We start from the raw sequence: 16,288 nt of genomic DNA, 5'->3' as shown, positions 1-16,288 counted from the left end.
AAAGATTTTTTGAATCAATTCCCTAAAGATTTTAATAATCCCGAAAAAGTCAGAGAATGGTATTTAGGAATTAAAGCAGTTTTTAAACATATACAACAAAAAAATAATTGGTTTAAACAAAAAGCGTGGGATAAATTAAAAATCGAACTTATAAATGCTGTAGGGTCTAAAAGTTTTATTCCAGATGATCTTGATTGGGTAGAAGGTATTTTAATTAAAGATATAAGGCCTACAACTCAAGAATGCTTGAGAGTTGCAAAAAGATATCCCCAAAAAACTCCGCTTTTAGATTCTTTGAAAAAATTTATTTGATTTTCTTTATATTAGATATCACTTACTCCTGTAAAAGTTTTCAGATTTTCTATAGTTTTAATAGGTTTATTTATTAGATCTTCATAATTAACTACTATTAAATTATTCTTAGGAATTAAATTTTTTGTTATTTGCCATTTTTCCAATATAAAAGATCTAGTTAATTTAGCGTCTTCTTTTGCGTCATCAATATATTCAATAAAGCCAAATTCTTTATTAAAGGACTTGATAGATTTTTCTATACTCTCTATATGACCAATTGTTCGCTCAATGTAAATAAATTTTGATTTAGGCCATAGCTCAATTAATAAGTCAACTCTTTTAGTAAATGCTGGAGCTTTATTGATGAAAATTTTCCCTGGTAATCCATCATGAATCCATGCCCATTGAAGAAGTAATTTTAATTGTTTTTTAAAATTTAATGTAGCTTTCCAGTTGTACCACCTTTCTAAATCTTTATGTAATGACTCTCCAAGACCAATAGATGTTGGCGGATGTTCACAACTGAATCTCATTAATGCGATATCTAACTCTTGAGGCCCATCTGCTAATAATGGTACCCAGTCAAAAAATCTTGTTTTAAAAGATGGCATCAACTTGCAAAAAAGTCTTTTAAAAATTAAGGCTGCTTGAGGGCAACATGAAAACGTGTTTTTATTGTTGCTGCTTTAGTAGCTTTGACTATTTCAGTATGCAGATATGTAGTACCACTTCTCCAGGAGCCTATAATGAAAATTGGATCAGGCATACTCTTTGGCTTCCTGTAAAGAATTCTTTGGATCCAATAAATTGGCTCTACTAAACAACCAAGTACAATGTTTTGGATTAAATAGAGAGAAAGTTTAGGAAATCTTCTCGCTCTTTTTAATAAAGAAAATTGAACAGAAGGCCTCAAACAACCAATAATTATTAATCTAGGATTTAAAAACAACAACGATCCTATCTTTTTATAGATTGTCAATTATAATCCAACTTCTAATAAACAGTTAAATAATTTATTAACTTTTTTAAATCTTTATTTGAAAAGATGATATTTCTAGTGATGGATTGGATGGAAACTTTTTTTGCTGAGAATTGTTTTCATTACTAATTTTCCCATAGGTAATATGTGTTATTATATCCTAAAATCATTTGATATCACTGAGATTTTTTTCTTTCTATTCAAGTTATTATTGCGTGGGATGAAGTCATCGAATAACTTAAAAAATTTAATGTTTTTAATTTATGTGAAGTTTTTTTTAAAATGAGATTTAAAAAGTAATGAGTGCAATTATTAAATTAAGCCGATCTACTGTTGAGAAATATATTAGTTGTCCAAGATGTTGTGTACTTGATAAAAAATATAAAATCAAACCACCATCATTACCATTTACTTTAAATATAGCTGTAGATAATTTATGTAAAAATGAATTTGATCACTATAGAAGAATTCAGCAGCCACATCCTTTATTTATTGAATATGGTATTGATGCTGTTCCCTTTAAACATACAGATCTAGAACGTTGGAGAAGTAATTTTCAAGGGATAAGATACCAGTCAAGTGAACATAATTATGATTTTGGTGGGGCTGTGGATGATATTTGGCAGAAAAAAAATGGGGATCTCATCATTATTGATGTAAAAGCAACATCAAGAAATAATTTTGACTGGTCTGAGACTTTTAATAAATACGAATATGCAAAAGCTTATAAGAGACAATTAGAGATGTATCAGTGGCTATTTAAAAAAAATGGTTTTCAAGTTTCTAAAGAAGCCTATCTTTTATATTTTAATGGAAAGAAAAATGAAGAGGCATTTAATAATCAACTAAATTTCGATGTACATCTAATTAAATTAGATTGTTCTACATCATGGGTAGAAAATAAGATAATTGATACAGTCAATTTATTGCGTTCGGATATTTTCCCTAAACCTTCCTTAAATTGCGAATACTGCAATTATTTAAAAAAGCGTTGGCAGTTATCAATAACTTAAAACTCATATAAAATTTTTTATATTTCTGGAAAAATAGTGAATTAAAGATAATCTTTAATTAGATTATAAATTTTGACTTTTGATAAAATCGAAAAACTCTGAAAGAAAGATAACTCATCATCTTCAACAAGATGTAGTAAAAGTATCTGGTAAAAAAATTTTTATTAATCCTTTTTTGTATTGGCGGAGGTTTGACGAAAATACCAATAGATGGCTTCGAGAACCTGGTCAAATGTCCGAGAATCAAATTGAACCTAATAGGAATCGTTTTTATCCGGAAATTGAGTGGGCTGATCTGAGTCATGAGCAAAAGCGTATAAAAGATGCGACTATTGAGATGTTTTTAAAAACTCTTGAATTGATTAGTACATTTCACCCTTATCTAAGTTCAGGGCAATTATTAGAAATTGAGAGAAAAATGGCCATCATAAAAAAAATTCCTTTTGAAAAGTGGGTTACAAAATCATTTGCTAAAAAAGCAAGATTACTAGAAAATGAAAAAAGAAAATTTCGAAGAGAAAGGTTTATTAATAGCTGGCGAGAATGGTTGAGTCTTGAAAATACTAAACAAGCTATTTTGCCATTAATCGTCACTATTTTTATTGCATCATTTATTGGTTGGTCTTTAGGAATTTCTAAAAATAGTTGTAATCCTTACTTTGAACAAAATTTAGATCAGTTAAATTAATTTTTTTATTTTATTCATTCATTATCGAACTTAATATTATTTTGAAAAAATAAATTTTTTATTTAATAATGTATATATAACAATGAATTAAAAAGTACAAGTTAAATGATTGAAAAGTTAAATCCAAATAATATTGAAAATGATGAGTTTAATTTTAATACTGAAGAAAGTGAATATAAAAATTTAATTAATAGACTTAAAGAGATAAGCGAAACAATAGCTTTAGTAGAAAAAACAATATTCAGATAAAAATTAAATTTTGATTAAAAGTAATTCTAATAAAGATCGAATTTTATTAAAGAGACAACCTTTAGTCTTGCTTATCTTTTCTTCTGTTTCTTTTTTATTGATTTTATTAAGATTAATTTTTTTACAATTATTAAATTATGAATCCTTCAAGAAAATGTCTGATGAAAACCGCATTAGACTTATTGCTTCTCAACCAATTCGCGGAAGAATAATTGATAAAAATGGCTATATTCTGGCAGATAGTAGAGTTCGATATTCTTTAATTATAAAGCCTCAATCTGTCAACGAAAGCAATTGGGAAAAACATAAATTAATTATTTCTGATTTATTAAATATTGATAGTAATTTAGTTCAAAAAAAATACTTAGATGGGTTAAAAAATCAGCAATTTTCAGTAACTATTATTGATGATTTAAATGTGGATCAATTAATTAAATTTAAGGAAAATGAAGATAATTTATTTAGTTTTCAAATAGCTACGAAATTAATTAGAAATTATCCTTATAAATCCGTTGCTGCTCATGTGATAGGTTATACGCAACCAATCACTGATTCAGAATATAAATTTTTATTTAAAAAAGGTTATAAATTAAATGACTTAATAGGGAGAACTGGAATTGAATATGCTTATGAAGACTTTATAAGAGGTGAATGGGGTGGAGAGATGATTGAAGTAAATTCTTTAGGAAAATTTCAAAAATCGTTGGGTATAAAACCTCCCAAACAAGGTAATCATATTGAATTGACAATTGACATGAATTTGCAATTAGTTGCTGAGGAAGTACTTAAAGATAAAAAAGCTGGAGCGATTATAGTTATGGATCCAAGAGATGGTGCAATAAGAGCAATGGCAAGTAAACCTACATTTGATTTGAATTTTTTTTCAAAGGATTTTAAGCCTGAAAAAGAATATAATAAGCTCTTTAATTCTTCTGAAAAACCTCTTTTTAATAGAGCATTAAATGCTTATGATCCAGGAAGTGTTTGGAAAATTGTAACAGCTTTAGCTGGCTTAGAAAGTGGTAAATTTCCTAGTGATACTTTGCTAGATACGAAACCATGTATCACTTATGGGGGGCAATGTTTTAGAGAACATAATGATTTAGGATTTGGTGTAATAGGTTACGAAGATGCTTTGAGAGTTTCAAGTAATACATTTTTTTATCAAGTCGGATATGGTGTAGGGGTTGATCAAATTCATGAGGTATCCAAAAAGCTTGGTTTTAATTCTTTATCTGGAATTGAAATTTCTGAACAAGAAAATATAGGATTAGTAGCTAATAGTGAATGGGCGAAGAAAGGTCGGGGATGGGGAGAACCAGGGAGAACTCCTTGGGTTCCAGAAGATATTGCAAGTATGTCTATTGGACAATTTGTTGTTCAAGTTACTCCTATTCAAATAGCTAGAGCATATGCCGCGATTGCAAATGGAGGTTATCTAGTTACTCCCCATTTAGCTAAAAAAGACGGAGAATATCTTACAGAGAAAAGACGCATTAAAATTGACATTGACAAAGGAAATATTCAGTTGATAAAAAGCGGTCTTAGGAAAGTAGTTGAATCTGGCACAGGTGTATCAATTAATTACGGAGTATCAAATTTACCTCCAGTTTCAGGCAAAACCGGAACCGCTGAAGATGGTGAAGGAGGTTCAGATCACGCTTGGTTCGTTTGCTATACTCCTTCTGAAAAGAGTGAGTTGGTAATAGTTGCTTTTGCACAAAATACTCCTGGGGGGGGGTCTGTTCATGCACTGCCTATGGCTAGAGAAATTTTAAAAGTTTGGAATGAAATGAAATGATATTAATTCTTTGTTTTTAAAAGTTTATGTTTTTAATTTTTTCATTTGCAAAAGTCTTTGTAGAATATCTTCAATAGTTTTGGTATCTATTGGTTTACTATATGAAGATAAAAGTTGTCTCCCTAATACTTGGCTTCCTAAATGGACTAATTGAATACGTAAAGACGTAAGAAGTTCTAATCCTATGCCACCAGAAAAAGTTGCAATTGCAATTGGTTGCCCATTAAATAAATTTCTAAAGTCATCTCCAGAAATAGAGAGCCATGCTATGAAATTAGAGAGTATTGGAGGTATGGATCCATTGTATTCAGGAGCACAAATTACCCACTTCTCAGTTTTGAAAAGCTTCTTTTTAATAGAAACTATTTCAACTGGAATATTGTCTTTAGTGTGAATTCGTGGATTAAATAATGGAATATCCAGTGTAGTAAGGTCTAATATCTCGGAACTTATTTTAAGTTCAATACTTTTTTCAAGGAACTTTTCAGAAAGTTCTAAGTTTTTTCCACAACTGGCCGAAATGATTATTAGATCTTTTGATTCAGTCATAAATGAGATAAATAAATTTAATAGTTCGCCCCAGTTTTGCGATGATGAACTGCGGTTAAACTATCGGATTTTAGTATATTACCGTGTAGTACCTCAGCATATATTACCCAATGATCTCCACATTCCATTCTCTCTTTTACAGAAGCATCTAACCATGCCAAAGACTCCGGAATAATTATCTGTTCATTGGGAGTTAATTCAATATTTAATCCTTCAAATCTGTCTTCTCCTGGTGCAAAGGGTTTTGTGAATCTTTTCAAAGGTTCTTTAAAATCTTTTTCACTTAGAATATTTAATGCGAATGCATCTCCAATTTGAAGAAGAGATTCTACAGATCTATCTTTTGCTACTGCAATACTTAATCCCGGTGGAGAAAAACTTGCTTGACTAACCCAAGACGCAAGCATGGCACCTTTGATATTATTCTCATCTTTTCCTTTAGAGGCAGTTAGAACACAAAGTGAACCAATAACTCTTCCAAGAGCTTGTAACTTTGGATCTGTTTTACTTGTAATCATTCCCGTATCTGATTTTCTAGAGTTTCTCTTTGCTTCTTTTATAATCTTTCTCCCAAAGTGAGTTCCTATTTCTTCTAGCTCTTTAATCTTGGGTTTATTTGGACTGAATTTAATTCTGATGGGGTCAAAACTGAACTTAAAGCCACCGTCTTTCAATTTTGATTCAAGTAAATCGATTGCCTCGCCGCTCCAACCAAAACTACCAAAAATTCCAACTGGTTTATCTCTATTGCCTTCTGATAATAATGTTCCTAGTGCACTTACTATAGGAGTTGGGGCGTGACCGCCCAGTGTGGGAGATCCGATTAAATATCCATCAGCATTTTGGATGGATTTTATAAGTACATCATTAGATATAAATTCACAATTAATACTTTCAACTTCCACTGAAGTTCTATTTATACCTTTAGCCAATGCATCACCTATCGATGCTGTATTTCCATATGCACTTGCATAAATTAAAGCAATTTTAGGATTATTTTTGGAGAGATTCTCACCCCATCTGATGTAGTCATTTAAAAAGCTTTTTAAGCTATATTCGATAGCTGGACCGTGTAATGGCGCAATAGTTTTTATGTCATACTCTGCAATCTTTTCAGTTATTGATATCACTTGATTAGACATTGGTGCCATAAGGCAATCGTAAAAGTGTTTTCTATCAACTTCTGTGCTAATTCTATTTGTCTCAGACCAATATTCAGATGCAATGTGTGCAGAGAAAATTTTTTCACTTATAAGAATTTCTTGGTTTCGTTCATAAATTATTAATCCTCCAGGCCAACGTGCTGTTGGAATAGGAATTAAATCTAGTAATAGATTATCTAATTCTAAATTAAGTTCTTTTTTTATTATGTTTATTTTGGGTAATTGAATTTCAACAAAGTTTTCTAAGTTAGGATTTCTTTGATTCCAAAGTTCGCTAATAAGTTTAAAACCAGGATTAGAGCAAGTAATAACAATGTTTTTAAATTGAGTACTAATATTTTTTATGGTTTCTATCATTTGGGGATTGATATGACCAGTAATGATATTAATTTTATCTAAATGAAATTGATCAAAGAAGTTGTATATTACCTTATTAAATGAATTTAAGTATTGTTTTTCAGGTGGATGAATAATAAAAAGTTCCCCATTACTTTTAATTAAAAAAGTATTAAAAGAGGTCCCTTTTTCAAGATTAAACTCAAGTTCAAATCTTTCTTTATTTTGATCTAGAAATCGAATACAAGTAAAATTTTCGGTAATAGCAAATTTTGAGAAGTTTTGATTTTCTGAGCTTATTTTTGTATTAATTTCTGACATCTTTAAAAATTGATTATCTAATAGTAGTAAGCGACTTGTTACTCCTGTAGGGATGGATTATCGATTTTCAAAGGATTTTCACCTATCGACCAAAACATTTTATTCTTTTGAAACTACTATATTATCTGTTGATTATACCTACAAATCAAAGTTTATGGACATATTTCTCTTACAAGAACAAACTAAGAACTTTTGTCTTTTTTGATTTATTCTGTTTGGTTATTTACTTTTTAAAAGTTATTTGTTTGAAGAGAAATTAAACAATGGAGAAATTCAAGAATAGAACCGTTAAAAAGAAGGTATTATTTAAAAAATATTATATTTAATAATTATTTCTCAGTATTTACAATGTTGCAAGTGAGGGTTTTATTCATTTTTTTTATTTCTTTTTTCTATCAGCAAAAGCGACTCCAACCATCAGAGAAAAGTATTCAGATAATTATTTAAAGTTAGTTGAATTAATTTTTGATAATCACAATATCGACATAATGAATAGAGATTTTTATGAAGGATATTCAATGAGTTTTAAAGATAAATGCAATGCTGAAGTCACATTAAAGACTTACTCATCTTTACGAAATATTTTCAAAGTTAATATATTTACTAATGAAAGTGAAATTAGTTTGGAAAGTATATAAATAAAAAATTCTTTCAAAACTCTAGGTGTAATGTTTGGTCAGTAGTGATTGGCAACTTTTCTGTGATGAACTGCTGTTTTACATGATAAATCAGAGACATTTCCATTCTCAACAATTCCGTAAATTATCCAATGATCTGGGGTCTCTAATCTGGAGCTTACTTTACAATCTAAAAAAGCCAGAGAATCTGAAAGCACTGGTCCTCCTTTTGCAAGGTTACTAATTACATCTACATCAGCAAATCTATCAGCTCCAGGGGCAAATCTTTTTAAAAAATGTCTGAACATTGTTTGATAGTTGTCTTCCCGCAAGATATTTACAACAAAACCCTTCCCGACTTGCATATATGATTCAATAGCTCTATCTTTTGCTACAGCGACTGTAATACCTGGTGGGGAAAAACTCGCCTGACTAACCCAACTTGCGACCATTGCACTTTGCCTAAATGTTGAAGCTTCTCCTTGGCTAGCTGTAACTACATACAATCCTCCACTTAATCTACCTAAAGCTTTATCTAAATTTGAATCCAGTCTCTTCATTGAGGCAATATTTTTCTTTTTGTTGATCAATTGACCTAAGTCGGTTCCAGCTTCTTCGAATTGTTGATAAACAATGGGATCTGGAATATTTTTCACTCTCAAAGGAGAAAAAGCTTCTTTCTGTCCAAGTTCTCTTAATTTGTTTGCTAAGGAATCTATTGGCTCATCATTTCCTCCGAATGCATCATAAACAGCCGTAATTTGTTTGGGTTTTAATGCAGCAAACAAAGTTCCAAGAGATTCTTTTAATTCATTATCTGAATCAACTGGCCATGTAGGAATAACTACTGCTTTTGATTCAGAAATTAAACCTGTTAATTCTTGAGGATCAGAAGATCTTAAATCAATTAATTGGACTTGAGCATTTGCTTTGCTTATTCCGTGAGATATAGCTTGGCTTAGTCGATCACAATATCCATAGTCGCTTATATAGCATACTGATACAAATTCATTCCCTTTACTTTTATTACTACTCCATTCTTGATACTTTCCTTTCCAAAAATTGACCTGATTATGAAGCAATGGTCCGTGACCAACGGCTATTGTCTTTAATTTAGGTAATTTATCTATTCTTTTAATTGCTTGTAGAACGCTTCTCGCATTAGGGCCCATTAAGCAATCATAATAAAAACGGAAATCGTCATATATTTCTTTTTGATCAGTGTCAAAAAATTCATCAGAACAATAATGTAATCCAAATGCATCGCATGTATATAGAACATGAGTACTGTGGTCATATGAAAAAATTGTATCTGGCCAATGCAAATTTGGTGCGCTTATAAATTCAATATTATGTTCTAAACCACTATTATGATTAGTTCCTAGATTTAAAAACTCCCCACTTTTAACTTCTAGACGTTTAAAGGGTATATGTATTTGGTCTTCAATAAATTTAAGCGCTAATTTTGAACCTACTAGTATTATATTTTGATTTAGTTCTAAGAGATTGCCAATTAGGCCAGAATGATCAGGTTCTGTATGGCTTGTGATGAGATAATCAATTTCTTGTGGGTTTACCTCCTTTAATAATTCTTGGAACCATAATTTTTCAAACTTTGTATGACTAGTATCAATAACTGCAAGCTTTTCTCCTTTAATAATAAAGCTATTATAAGTAGTACCATTCCTTAATCCAAATTCAATATCAAATCTACTACGATCCCAATCTAAAGATCTTATGGCACAAGAATCCTCGGCAAAGTTTTGGGATTGTACTGTCAACTTGTTATTTACTTTTGCCAATTTAGGATTACTCGTCTGGGCAGAGGTTATCATAGGATAATTATCTTTATAAATTAACTTTAGTTATATAGAATATAAATCTGCGTGATTATTTTTGCGAAATAACCGCAATTACGCTTTATATTAATTTTTTGTTCTTTTTTTTGTATAAATGACATCTCAACTAGTTAAAAAAATAATTACTGGAGATGAGATAAGAAATGCTTTTTTAAATTTTTATAGTGACAAATTACATAAAATCATTCCAAGCGCATCTTTAATTCCAGATGATCCTACGGTTATGCTCACAATAGCTGGAATGCTGCCTTTTAAACCAGTTTTTTTAGGTTTAAAAGAAAGACCATCAAAAAGGGCCACTTCTATTCAAAAGTGCATAAGAACAAACGATATAGAAAATGTTGGAGTTACAGCTAGACACCATACTTTTTTTGAAATGCTTGGGAATTTCTCTTTTGGAGATTATTTTAAGAGAGAGGCAATTCAATGGGCTTGGGAATTAGTTACTAACATTTATCAACTTTCTCCTCAAAATATTATTGTAAGCGTCTTTAAAGAAGACGAGGATTCGGCAAAAATTTGGAGAGAAGAAATTGGTATTCACCCAGATAGAATAGTAAAACTTGGTGAGAAGGATAATTTTTGGTCCTCAGGTAAAACTGGTCCATGTGGTCCTTGTTCTGAACTTTATTATGATTTTAATCCTGATAAAGGCTTGAAAAATATTGACTTAGAAGATGGAGATCGTTTTATTGAATTTTATAATCTTGTATTTATGCAATATAATCGTGATTCTAAAGGAAAATTAACAGATTTAAAATTTAAAAATATTGATACCGGAATGGGTCTTGAGAGAGTGGCACAAATTCTCCAAAGGAAAAGTAATAACTATGAAACCGATTTGATATTTCCGATCATTAAGAAGGCTTCAGAGATTTCAAGCATCGATTATTTTTCTTCTGATGAGAGAACTAAAGTCTCTTTCAAAATTCTTGGTGATCATACAAGAGCCGTTATACATTTAATTTCTGACGGAGTTTTAGCAAGCAATCTTGGAAGGGGATATATATTAAGAAGGCTTCTTAGAAGAATGGTTAGGCATGGGAGATTATTAGGAATAAAAAAAGAGTTTCTGTCAGATATCGCAAATGTAGGGATTAAATTAATGGAAAATAATTATCCAGATTTAAAAAATAATAAAGACTTAATTTTGAGCGAGATAAAAATTGAGGAAGTAAGATTTAGAGAAACTCTTGATAGGGGAGAGAAATTGCTAGATGAGATAATTTCTTCAGGGCAGAAATTAATTAATGGTTTTAAAGCTTTTGAACTTTATGATACCTATGGTTTTCCATTAGAACTTACAGAAGAAATTGCTGAAGAAAATCATATTAGCGTTGATATAGAGGGTTTTAATAGAGCAATGGATGCACAAAAAGAGAGAGCTAAAGCTGCTTCAAGTAATATCGATTTAACTCTTGAGGGTTCATTAGAACGAGAAATAGATTCATTTAATAAAACTATTTTTAATGGTGAAGATTGTTTGAATTCAGAAGCAAAAATACAAGGTATATTTCTTGACTCAAAATTAGTCAAGGATGCATCTGAAGGGCAAAGAGTTCAAATTGTTCTTGATCAAACTTCCTTTTATGGAGAATCTGGCGGCCAAGTTGGAGACAACGGAATCATTTGTTCCATAGATTCAGAACTAGAGGTATTCGTGGATAAAGTTGTTCGTAAAAAAAATGTATTCTTGCACTACGGAATAGTTAAAAAAGGATTATTGACTGTTGGGCAAATAATTAAAACTATTGTTAACCCCGCAAAAAGAGCTAGGGCTTCTGCAAATCATACGGCCACACATTTATTGCAATCTGCTCTCAAGGAAGTCGTTAATAAAAGTGTTAGTCAAAAAGGTTCATTGGTCGCATTTAATAAATTAAGATTTGATTTTAACGCCTCTAAACCAGTATCAGAAGATCAGATTAGGAAAGTTGAGTCTCTTGTTAATTCTTGGATTATTCAAAATCATTCACTTGTTATCCAAACTATGCCTAAAAGTGAAGCTCTTGAGAAGGGTGCATTGGCAATGTTTGGAGAGAAATATGGTGATGAGGTAAGAGTTGTAGATGTACCTGGTGTGTCGATGGAACTATGCGGTGGAACTCACGTCAAAACTACATCCGAATTAGGTTGTTTCAAAATTATTAGTGAAGAAGGCATCTCAGCTGGCGTGCGAAGAATCGAAGCATTATCAGGCCAATCAGCTTTCGACTATTTCAGTGAAAGAAATTCTTTAGTAAATCAACTAAGTGATTTGTTAAAAGCAAATCCTATTCAACTTTTTGATAGGGTTAATAATCTTCAATTAGAACTCATAAGAAAGAATAAAGAGATTAAAAAAATGAAAGATCAAATTGCGTTTTTTAAATACTCCTCTCTTCAATCATCCGCAGAAATAGTGAATTCTTTCTCAATATTAGTAAATCAAATTGATGGCTTAGATGGCAATTCTTTGCAATCTGCAGCGTTAAATTTAACTTCTCAATTAGGTAATAAATCATTAGTTATTCTTGGGGGTATACCAAATTCAGAAAACAGAAAGTTGTTATTTGTAGTTTCTTTTGGAGATGATGCAGTAAAAATAGGATTTCATGCAGGGAAATTAATTAATAAAATTGCAAGGATTTGTTCGGGAGGAGGCGGAGGGAAGCCTAATTTTGCTCAAGCAGGCGCAAAAGATATTGATAAGTTAAATGATGCTTTAAATTATGCAAAAAATCATTTGCACAATTTTTTAGAAAATTATTCTGACAAATAACTACTTTTTCTTAGACTTATCTCGATTTGATCAATTAATTTTCTTGCCTCTTCAATAGTTAAATTTTTTTGGTCAATCGCTGATTCAGTATTAATTCTTATAGCTTCAACCAAAGAAGCTGAATGGTAATCCAATAATTGCAAAATTTCAGATTTACTATCTTCTTTAATAATATTTTTAATCTTGTACGTATTTTCATGATTGATATCAATATGAACAACGTTTGTATTGCCGAATAAATTGTGAAAGTTTCCTAGTGCTTCTTGATAGGCTCCAGTCATGAAAATTCCAATTAAATAATCTTTATCTTGCTCTAGTTTATGTAAATTTAGCAATGATTTAATTTTGCCATTATCGATAAAACTATTTAGTTTTCCATCTGAATCACAAGTTAAATCGGCAAAGTTGCCTAAGCAGAATGGCTCTTCTAAGTGCCTATGTATTGGTACTATTGGAAAAATTTGATTAATTGCCCAGCTATCTGGAATAGATTTAAAGATAGATAAATTTGCATAATAAGTTGATGCAAGTGTCTCTGTGATTTCAGATAAATTAGGATGATTGATTTCATCATTACTCAAGTTGTTAGCAATTTCTTTTGCGCAAGCCCAAGTCAGTTCTTCGGCATAAGCTCTTTCTTCTAAACTTAAGAATCCTAATCTAAACGCCACTAAGCAATCTTCCTTAAACTTTTTTGCATCGTTCCATAGTTCAATTATTTCAGATAAATTTATCTTTTTATTATTGAGTTTTTTTAGTTCATAGAAAGTTTCAAGTAGATTTGAAATTATTAAGGATTGATTTTTCCCATCAAAAAATTCTAGTTTGGAATTTACATTGCTTGTGCCTAATACATTAAAAATTAAAACTGAACAATGACTAATTATTGCTCTTCCGCTTTCTGAGATTATAATTGGATGTTCAATTTTATTTAATTGACATGAATCTTTTATTGTTGCGATTACATCGTTAGCATAATTTTGAAGAGAATAATTTGTAGAAGTGTTGGAGGAAGTTTTAGTTCCATCGAAATCTATACCTAATCCTCCACCAACGTCGATATATTTCATTGGGGCTCCTAGTTTGCACAGTTGAACATATATCTGACTAGCCTCTTGTAATGTATCTTTTATTACAGCAATGTCACTTATTTGACTTCCTACATGAAAATGAAGCAATTTCATTTCTTTTATCAAATTTGCCTCTTTAAGTTCTTTTATTGTTGACATGATTTCGGGGATTGATAACCCAAATTTGGAATTATCTCCAACAGATTTGCTCCACCTCCCACTGCTTTTACTTGATAACTTTGCTCTAATTCCTAGCAAAGGGGTCGAGTTAAGATCCTGAACTGCTTGAATAATTCTTTTAACCTCATCACGTTGTTCAATAACTATTATTGGATTTTTTTTGAGTTTTCTGGCTAATGTAGCAATCTCAATATAATTTTTATCTTTATATCCGTTGCATATTAACAATGAATTTTGGTTTTCAAGTAGTGCAAGGCCAATTAATAATTCTGATTTACTTCCTACTTCTAAACCAAAATTCCATGGGCTTCCAAACTCTATTATTTTTTTCAGTACATTCTTCTGTTGATTGCATTTTACAGGAAAAACGCCTTGATAAATATTCTTATATTTATAAGTTTTTATTGCTTTTAAAAAAGCGTCATTTAATTCATTTATTCGATCTCTCAATATATCGTTAAATCTTATAATTAATGGGGTATTTATTTCTCTACTTTTAAGTTCTTTGACAAGCTGAAAAAGATCAATCTTTTCTGCTGATTTTTTATCTTTGGTTACTGAGATATTGCCTTTGGAATTAATAGAAAAATATTTATCACCCCACTTATCGATGTTGTAAGTCGAAATACTATCTTCAATAGTCCAATCTTTATTTAATTTTTTTGGCTCAAAATTGGTCAATTTATTTATCAGAAATTAAAAATGTTTTGAAAATAACTAAAAACGATATTTTATATTTTAATGATTACTTGCCAAGTTACCACCTAAAAGTTGAATATACTAAATAGTGATTATTAATTAAATGACTCAAGAGAGAACGTTTATTGCAATTAAACCAGATGGAGTTCAAAGAGGATATGTTTCTGAGATTATAGGCAGATTTGAAAAAAAAGGATTTAAATTGGTTGGTTTAAAGCAATTAATTCCTTCAAAAGATCTTGCTCAAAATCATTATGGAGTTCATAAAGAAAGACCCTTTTTTGGTGATTTAGTAAATTTTATTTCAAGTGGTCCAGTAGTTGCCATGGTTTGGCAAGGAGAAGGAGTTATTTTGAGCGCTAGAAAGTTAATAGGTGCAACAAAGCCTCTTGAAGCAGAGCCTGGTACAATTAGAGGTGATTTAGCTATTGATATCGGGAGAAATATAATTCATGGTTCTGATGGAGAAGACACAGCAAAATTTGAAATTAATCTATGGTTTAGCGAAGACGAATTATGCGAGTGGGAAACTTCTGATTCAAAATGGCGATCTGAAAATTAGAATTTAATTCTCAAATCTCTCTATACTAAATTTTTCAAGAAAGTTTATTTCTGTTTCTTTAAGACTTTTGTTTTGAACTAATTTAAAAATAAGATCACTTGTTATTGCAGAGAATAAAACCCCATTTCTATAATGTCCAGTAGCCAGAAATAGGTTTTCAATTTTAGATTTTCCAAGTATTGGTTTAAAGTCTGGTGTGCAAGGCCTAAATCCCCACCAATGTTCCATTTGTGGCCAATTAATTGCTTCAGGTAATAAAGAGCGTATACCTTCTTGCAGTTGATTTATACCACTAGGAGTATTTCCTTTATTAAATTTTGAATCTTTTTCAACTGTAGCTCCAACGATAATAAGTCCATCATCACGAGGTACTAGATAAGTTTTTGGTCCAAAAATAACTCTTTTCAAAAAATTTGCTGGACCTTGTATTGAGAGCATTTGTCCTTTTACAGGAAATACTGGAATCTTATTAAAAATTTTTTTACTCCAAGCACCGCTGCATAAAATTGCTTTTTCACAGTTAATTTTTTTAAGTTCCCCGGTCGCATTTAGGATTGTTGCACCAGTAATTTTGTTCTTTTCTACGGTCAAATCCTGTACTTCTGATCCTTCTTGAAATTTGACTCCATTCATGGAGCATGCCCTTTCAAGTGCACGCATCAGTCTTCTTCGGTTATCTATCTGTCCATCCTGTTCAAAAAGTAAACCATGTTTCCAAATCGAATTTATTCCATTAATTTCTCTTTGAAGATCTTTTTGATTTAAATACCTTCCGTATTTATAAGTAGGAAATTCTTTAAGTTCTTCTCTGTTTTTAAAAGGAACTAATATCCCACATTTCTTTAAACCGCATTTAATACAGCTATCTTTTTCAATACTTTTTATCCATTTTGGAATTAGGCTTTGGCTGTTTTGTCCAAACTTTAATAACTCATCTTCAAGACCTTCAGCATGAGTTGCTAACATTCCTGCTGCAACGAATCCAGCTGATTCACTTCTGTTTTTGCTTAAAACTAAAACTTTGAAATTATTTCTAGCAAATTCGTAAGCAATAGATAAACCTATCAGTCCACCGCCAATAATTAAAATTGAATTTTTTGTTTCTTTAGTCATTTAATATTTAATATTTTTAATTGTGTTTTAGTCC

The 16,288-nt window shown here is 30.7% G+C and carries 14 protein-coding genes; 7 read left to right on the top strand and 7 right to left on the bottom strand.

From position 1 onward, the window contains the following. Nucleotides 1–9: 9 nt before the first annotated feature. Nucleotides 10–312: a hypothetical protein gene (locus tag EU92_RS00300; protein WP_032514104.1), complete on the top strand. Its 303-nt coding sequence runs from the start codon at nt 10–12 to the stop codon at nt 310–312. 11 nt (nt 313–323) lie between these two features. Here EU92_RS00300 and EU92_RS0109310 read toward each other — a convergent pair whose 3' ends face one another. Both EU92_RS0109310 and EU92_RS10215 read right to left on the bottom strand, forming a co-directional pair. After that, entirely contained in the window at nt 324–905 is a 582-nt protein-coding gene (locus EU92_RS0109310) for a sulfotransferase family protein (RefSeq protein ID WP_241432588.1), read from the bottom strand. 26 nt (nt 906–931) lie between these two features. Beyond that, nucleotides 932–1,243: a sulfotransferase gene (locus EU92_RS10215; RefSeq protein WP_241432587.1), complete on the bottom strand. Its 312-nt coding sequence runs from the start codon at nt 1,241–1,243 to the stop codon at nt 932–934. 329 nt (nt 1,244–1,572) lie between these two features. Here EU92_RS10215 and EU92_RS00305 point away from each other — a divergent pair, with 329 nt between their 5' ends. From EU92_RS00305 to mrdA, 4 genes are all read left to right on the top strand, one after another. After that, on the top strand, nt 1,573–2,286 hold the full coding sequence (locus EU92_RS00305; RefSeq protein ID WP_032514105.1) for a PD-(D/E)XK nuclease family protein: 714 nt from the start codon (nt 1,573–1,575) through the stop codon (nt 2,284–2,286). A 79-nt stretch (nt 2,287–2,365) separates the two neighbouring features. Next, the gene (locus tag EU92_RS00310; RefSeq protein WP_032514106.1) at nt 2,366–2,974 is read left to right on the top strand and encodes a hypothetical protein; all 609 of its coding nucleotides are present in this window, start codon (nt 2,366–2,368) and stop codon (nt 2,972–2,974) included. Nucleotides 2,975–3,079: 105 nt separating this feature from the next. Further along, complete coding sequence (locus EU92_RS10075) at nt 3,080–3,223, top strand: hypothetical protein (protein ID WP_193741758.1); 144 nt, start codon at nt 3,080–3,082, stop codon at nt 3,221–3,223. A 10-nt stretch (nt 3,224–3,233) separates the two neighbouring features. After that, nucleotides 3,234–5,024, top strand: coding sequence for a penicillin-binding protein 2 (mrdA, locus tag EU92_RS00315; protein WP_072013185.1), 1,791 nt, complete (start codon nt 3,234–3,236; stop codon nt 5,022–5,024). A 24-nt stretch (nt 5,025–5,048) separates the two neighbouring features. Here the strand turns inward: mrdA and EU92_RS00320 are convergent, their stop codons facing one another. The 3 genes from EU92_RS00320 to EU92_RS00330 form a co-directional block, all read right to left on the bottom strand. After that, the gene (locus tag EU92_RS00320; protein ID WP_032514107.1) at nt 5,049–5,573 is read right to left on the bottom strand and encodes an NAD(P)H-dependent oxidoreductase; all 525 of its coding nucleotides are present in this window, start codon (nt 5,571–5,573) and stop codon (nt 5,049–5,051) included. A 17-nt stretch (nt 5,574–5,590) separates the two neighbouring features. Beyond that, nucleotides 5,591–7,393: a diflavin flavoprotein gene (locus EU92_RS00325; RefSeq protein WP_032514108.1), complete on the bottom strand. Its 1,803-nt coding sequence runs from the start codon at nt 7,391–7,393 to the stop codon at nt 5,591–5,593. Between the two features lie 676 nt (nt 7,394–8,069). After that, complete coding sequence (locus EU92_RS00330) at nt 8,070–9,845, bottom strand: diflavin flavoprotein (protein ID WP_032514109.1); 1,776 nt, start codon at nt 9,843–9,845, stop codon at nt 8,070–8,072. Between the two features lie 118 nt (nt 9,846–9,963). Here EU92_RS00330 and alaS point away from each other — a divergent pair, with 118 nt between their 5' ends. Then, nucleotides 9,964–12,630 (top strand): alanine--tRNA ligase, encoded by a 2,667-nt coding sequence (gene alaS, locus EU92_RS00335; RefSeq protein WP_032514110.1) that lies wholly within the window; start codon nt 9,964–9,966, stop codon nt 12,628–12,630. Here alaS and speA read toward each other — a convergent pair. Continuing rightward, nucleotides 12,615–14,561 carry a biosynthetic arginine decarboxylase gene (gene speA / locus EU92_RS00340; protein ID WP_032514111.1) on the bottom strand — a complete coding sequence of 649 codons (1,947 nt, stop codon included), beginning with the start codon at nt 14,559–14,561 and terminating at the stop codon, nt 12,615–12,617. The genes alaS and speA overlap by 16 nt on opposite strands. A 121-nt stretch (nt 14,562–14,682) precedes the next feature. On the opposite strand from speA, the gene ndk reads away from it, so the two are divergent. Further along, nucleotides 14,683–15,141 carry a nucleoside-diphosphate kinase gene (ndk, locus tag EU92_RS00345; RefSeq protein WP_032514112.1) on the top strand — a complete coding sequence of 153 codons (459 nt, stop codon included), beginning with the start codon at nt 14,683–14,685 and terminating at the stop codon, nt 15,139–15,141. 3 nt (nt 15,142–15,144) lie between these two features. Here the strand turns inward: ndk and thiO are convergent, their stop codons facing one another. Beyond that, nucleotides 15,145–16,254 (bottom strand): glycine oxidase ThiO, encoded by a 1,110-nt coding sequence (gene thiO, locus EU92_RS00350; protein WP_032514113.1) that lies wholly within the window; start codon nt 16,252–16,254, stop codon nt 15,145–15,147. Nucleotides 16,255–16,288 lie beyond the last annotated feature (34 nt).

The sequence above is a fragment of the Prochlorococcus marinus str. MIT 9107 genome, assembly GCF_000759855.1.
In the GTDB taxonomy this organism is placed as follows: domain Bacteria; phylum Cyanobacteriota; class Cyanobacteriia; order PCC-6307; family Cyanobiaceae; genus Prochlorococcus_A; species Prochlorococcus_A marinus_N.
This window is presented reverse-complemented; position numbering and strand designations above follow the sequence as displayed.

Coding starts and splice junctions, on each gene's coding strand:
- alaS (WP_032514110.1), top strand. CDS start 9,964: ATGACATCTCAACTAGTTAAAAAAATAATTACTGGAGATGAGATAAGA.
- thiO (WP_032514113.1), bottom strand. CDS start 16,254: ATGACTAAAGAAACAAAAAATTCAATTTTAATTATTGGCGGTGGACTG.
- EU92_RS00305 (WP_032514105.1), top strand. CDS start 1,573: ATGAGTGCAATTATTAAATTAAGCCGATCTACTGTTGAGAAATATATT.
- EU92_RS00320 (WP_032514107.1), bottom strand. CDS start 5,573: ATGACTGAATCAAAAGATCTAATAATCATTTCGGCCAGTTGTGGAAAA.
- EU92_RS0109310 (WP_241432588.1), bottom strand. CDS start 905: ATGCCATCTTTTAAAACAAGATTTTTTGACTGGGTACCATTATTAGCA.
- ndk (WP_032514112.1), top strand. CDS start 14,683: ATGACTCAAGAGAGAACGTTTATTGCAATTAAACCAGATGGAGTTCAA.
- EU92_RS00330 (WP_032514109.1), bottom strand. CDS start 9,845: ATGATAACCTCTGCCCAGACGAGTAATCCTAAATTGGCAAAAGTAAAT.
- EU92_RS00325 (WP_032514108.1), bottom strand. CDS start 7,393: ATGTCAGAAATTAATACAAAAATAAGCTCAGAAAATCAAAACTTCTCA.
- EU92_RS10075 (WP_193741758.1), top strand. CDS start 3,080: ATGATTGAAAAGTTAAATCCAAATAATATTGAAAATGATGAGTTTAAT.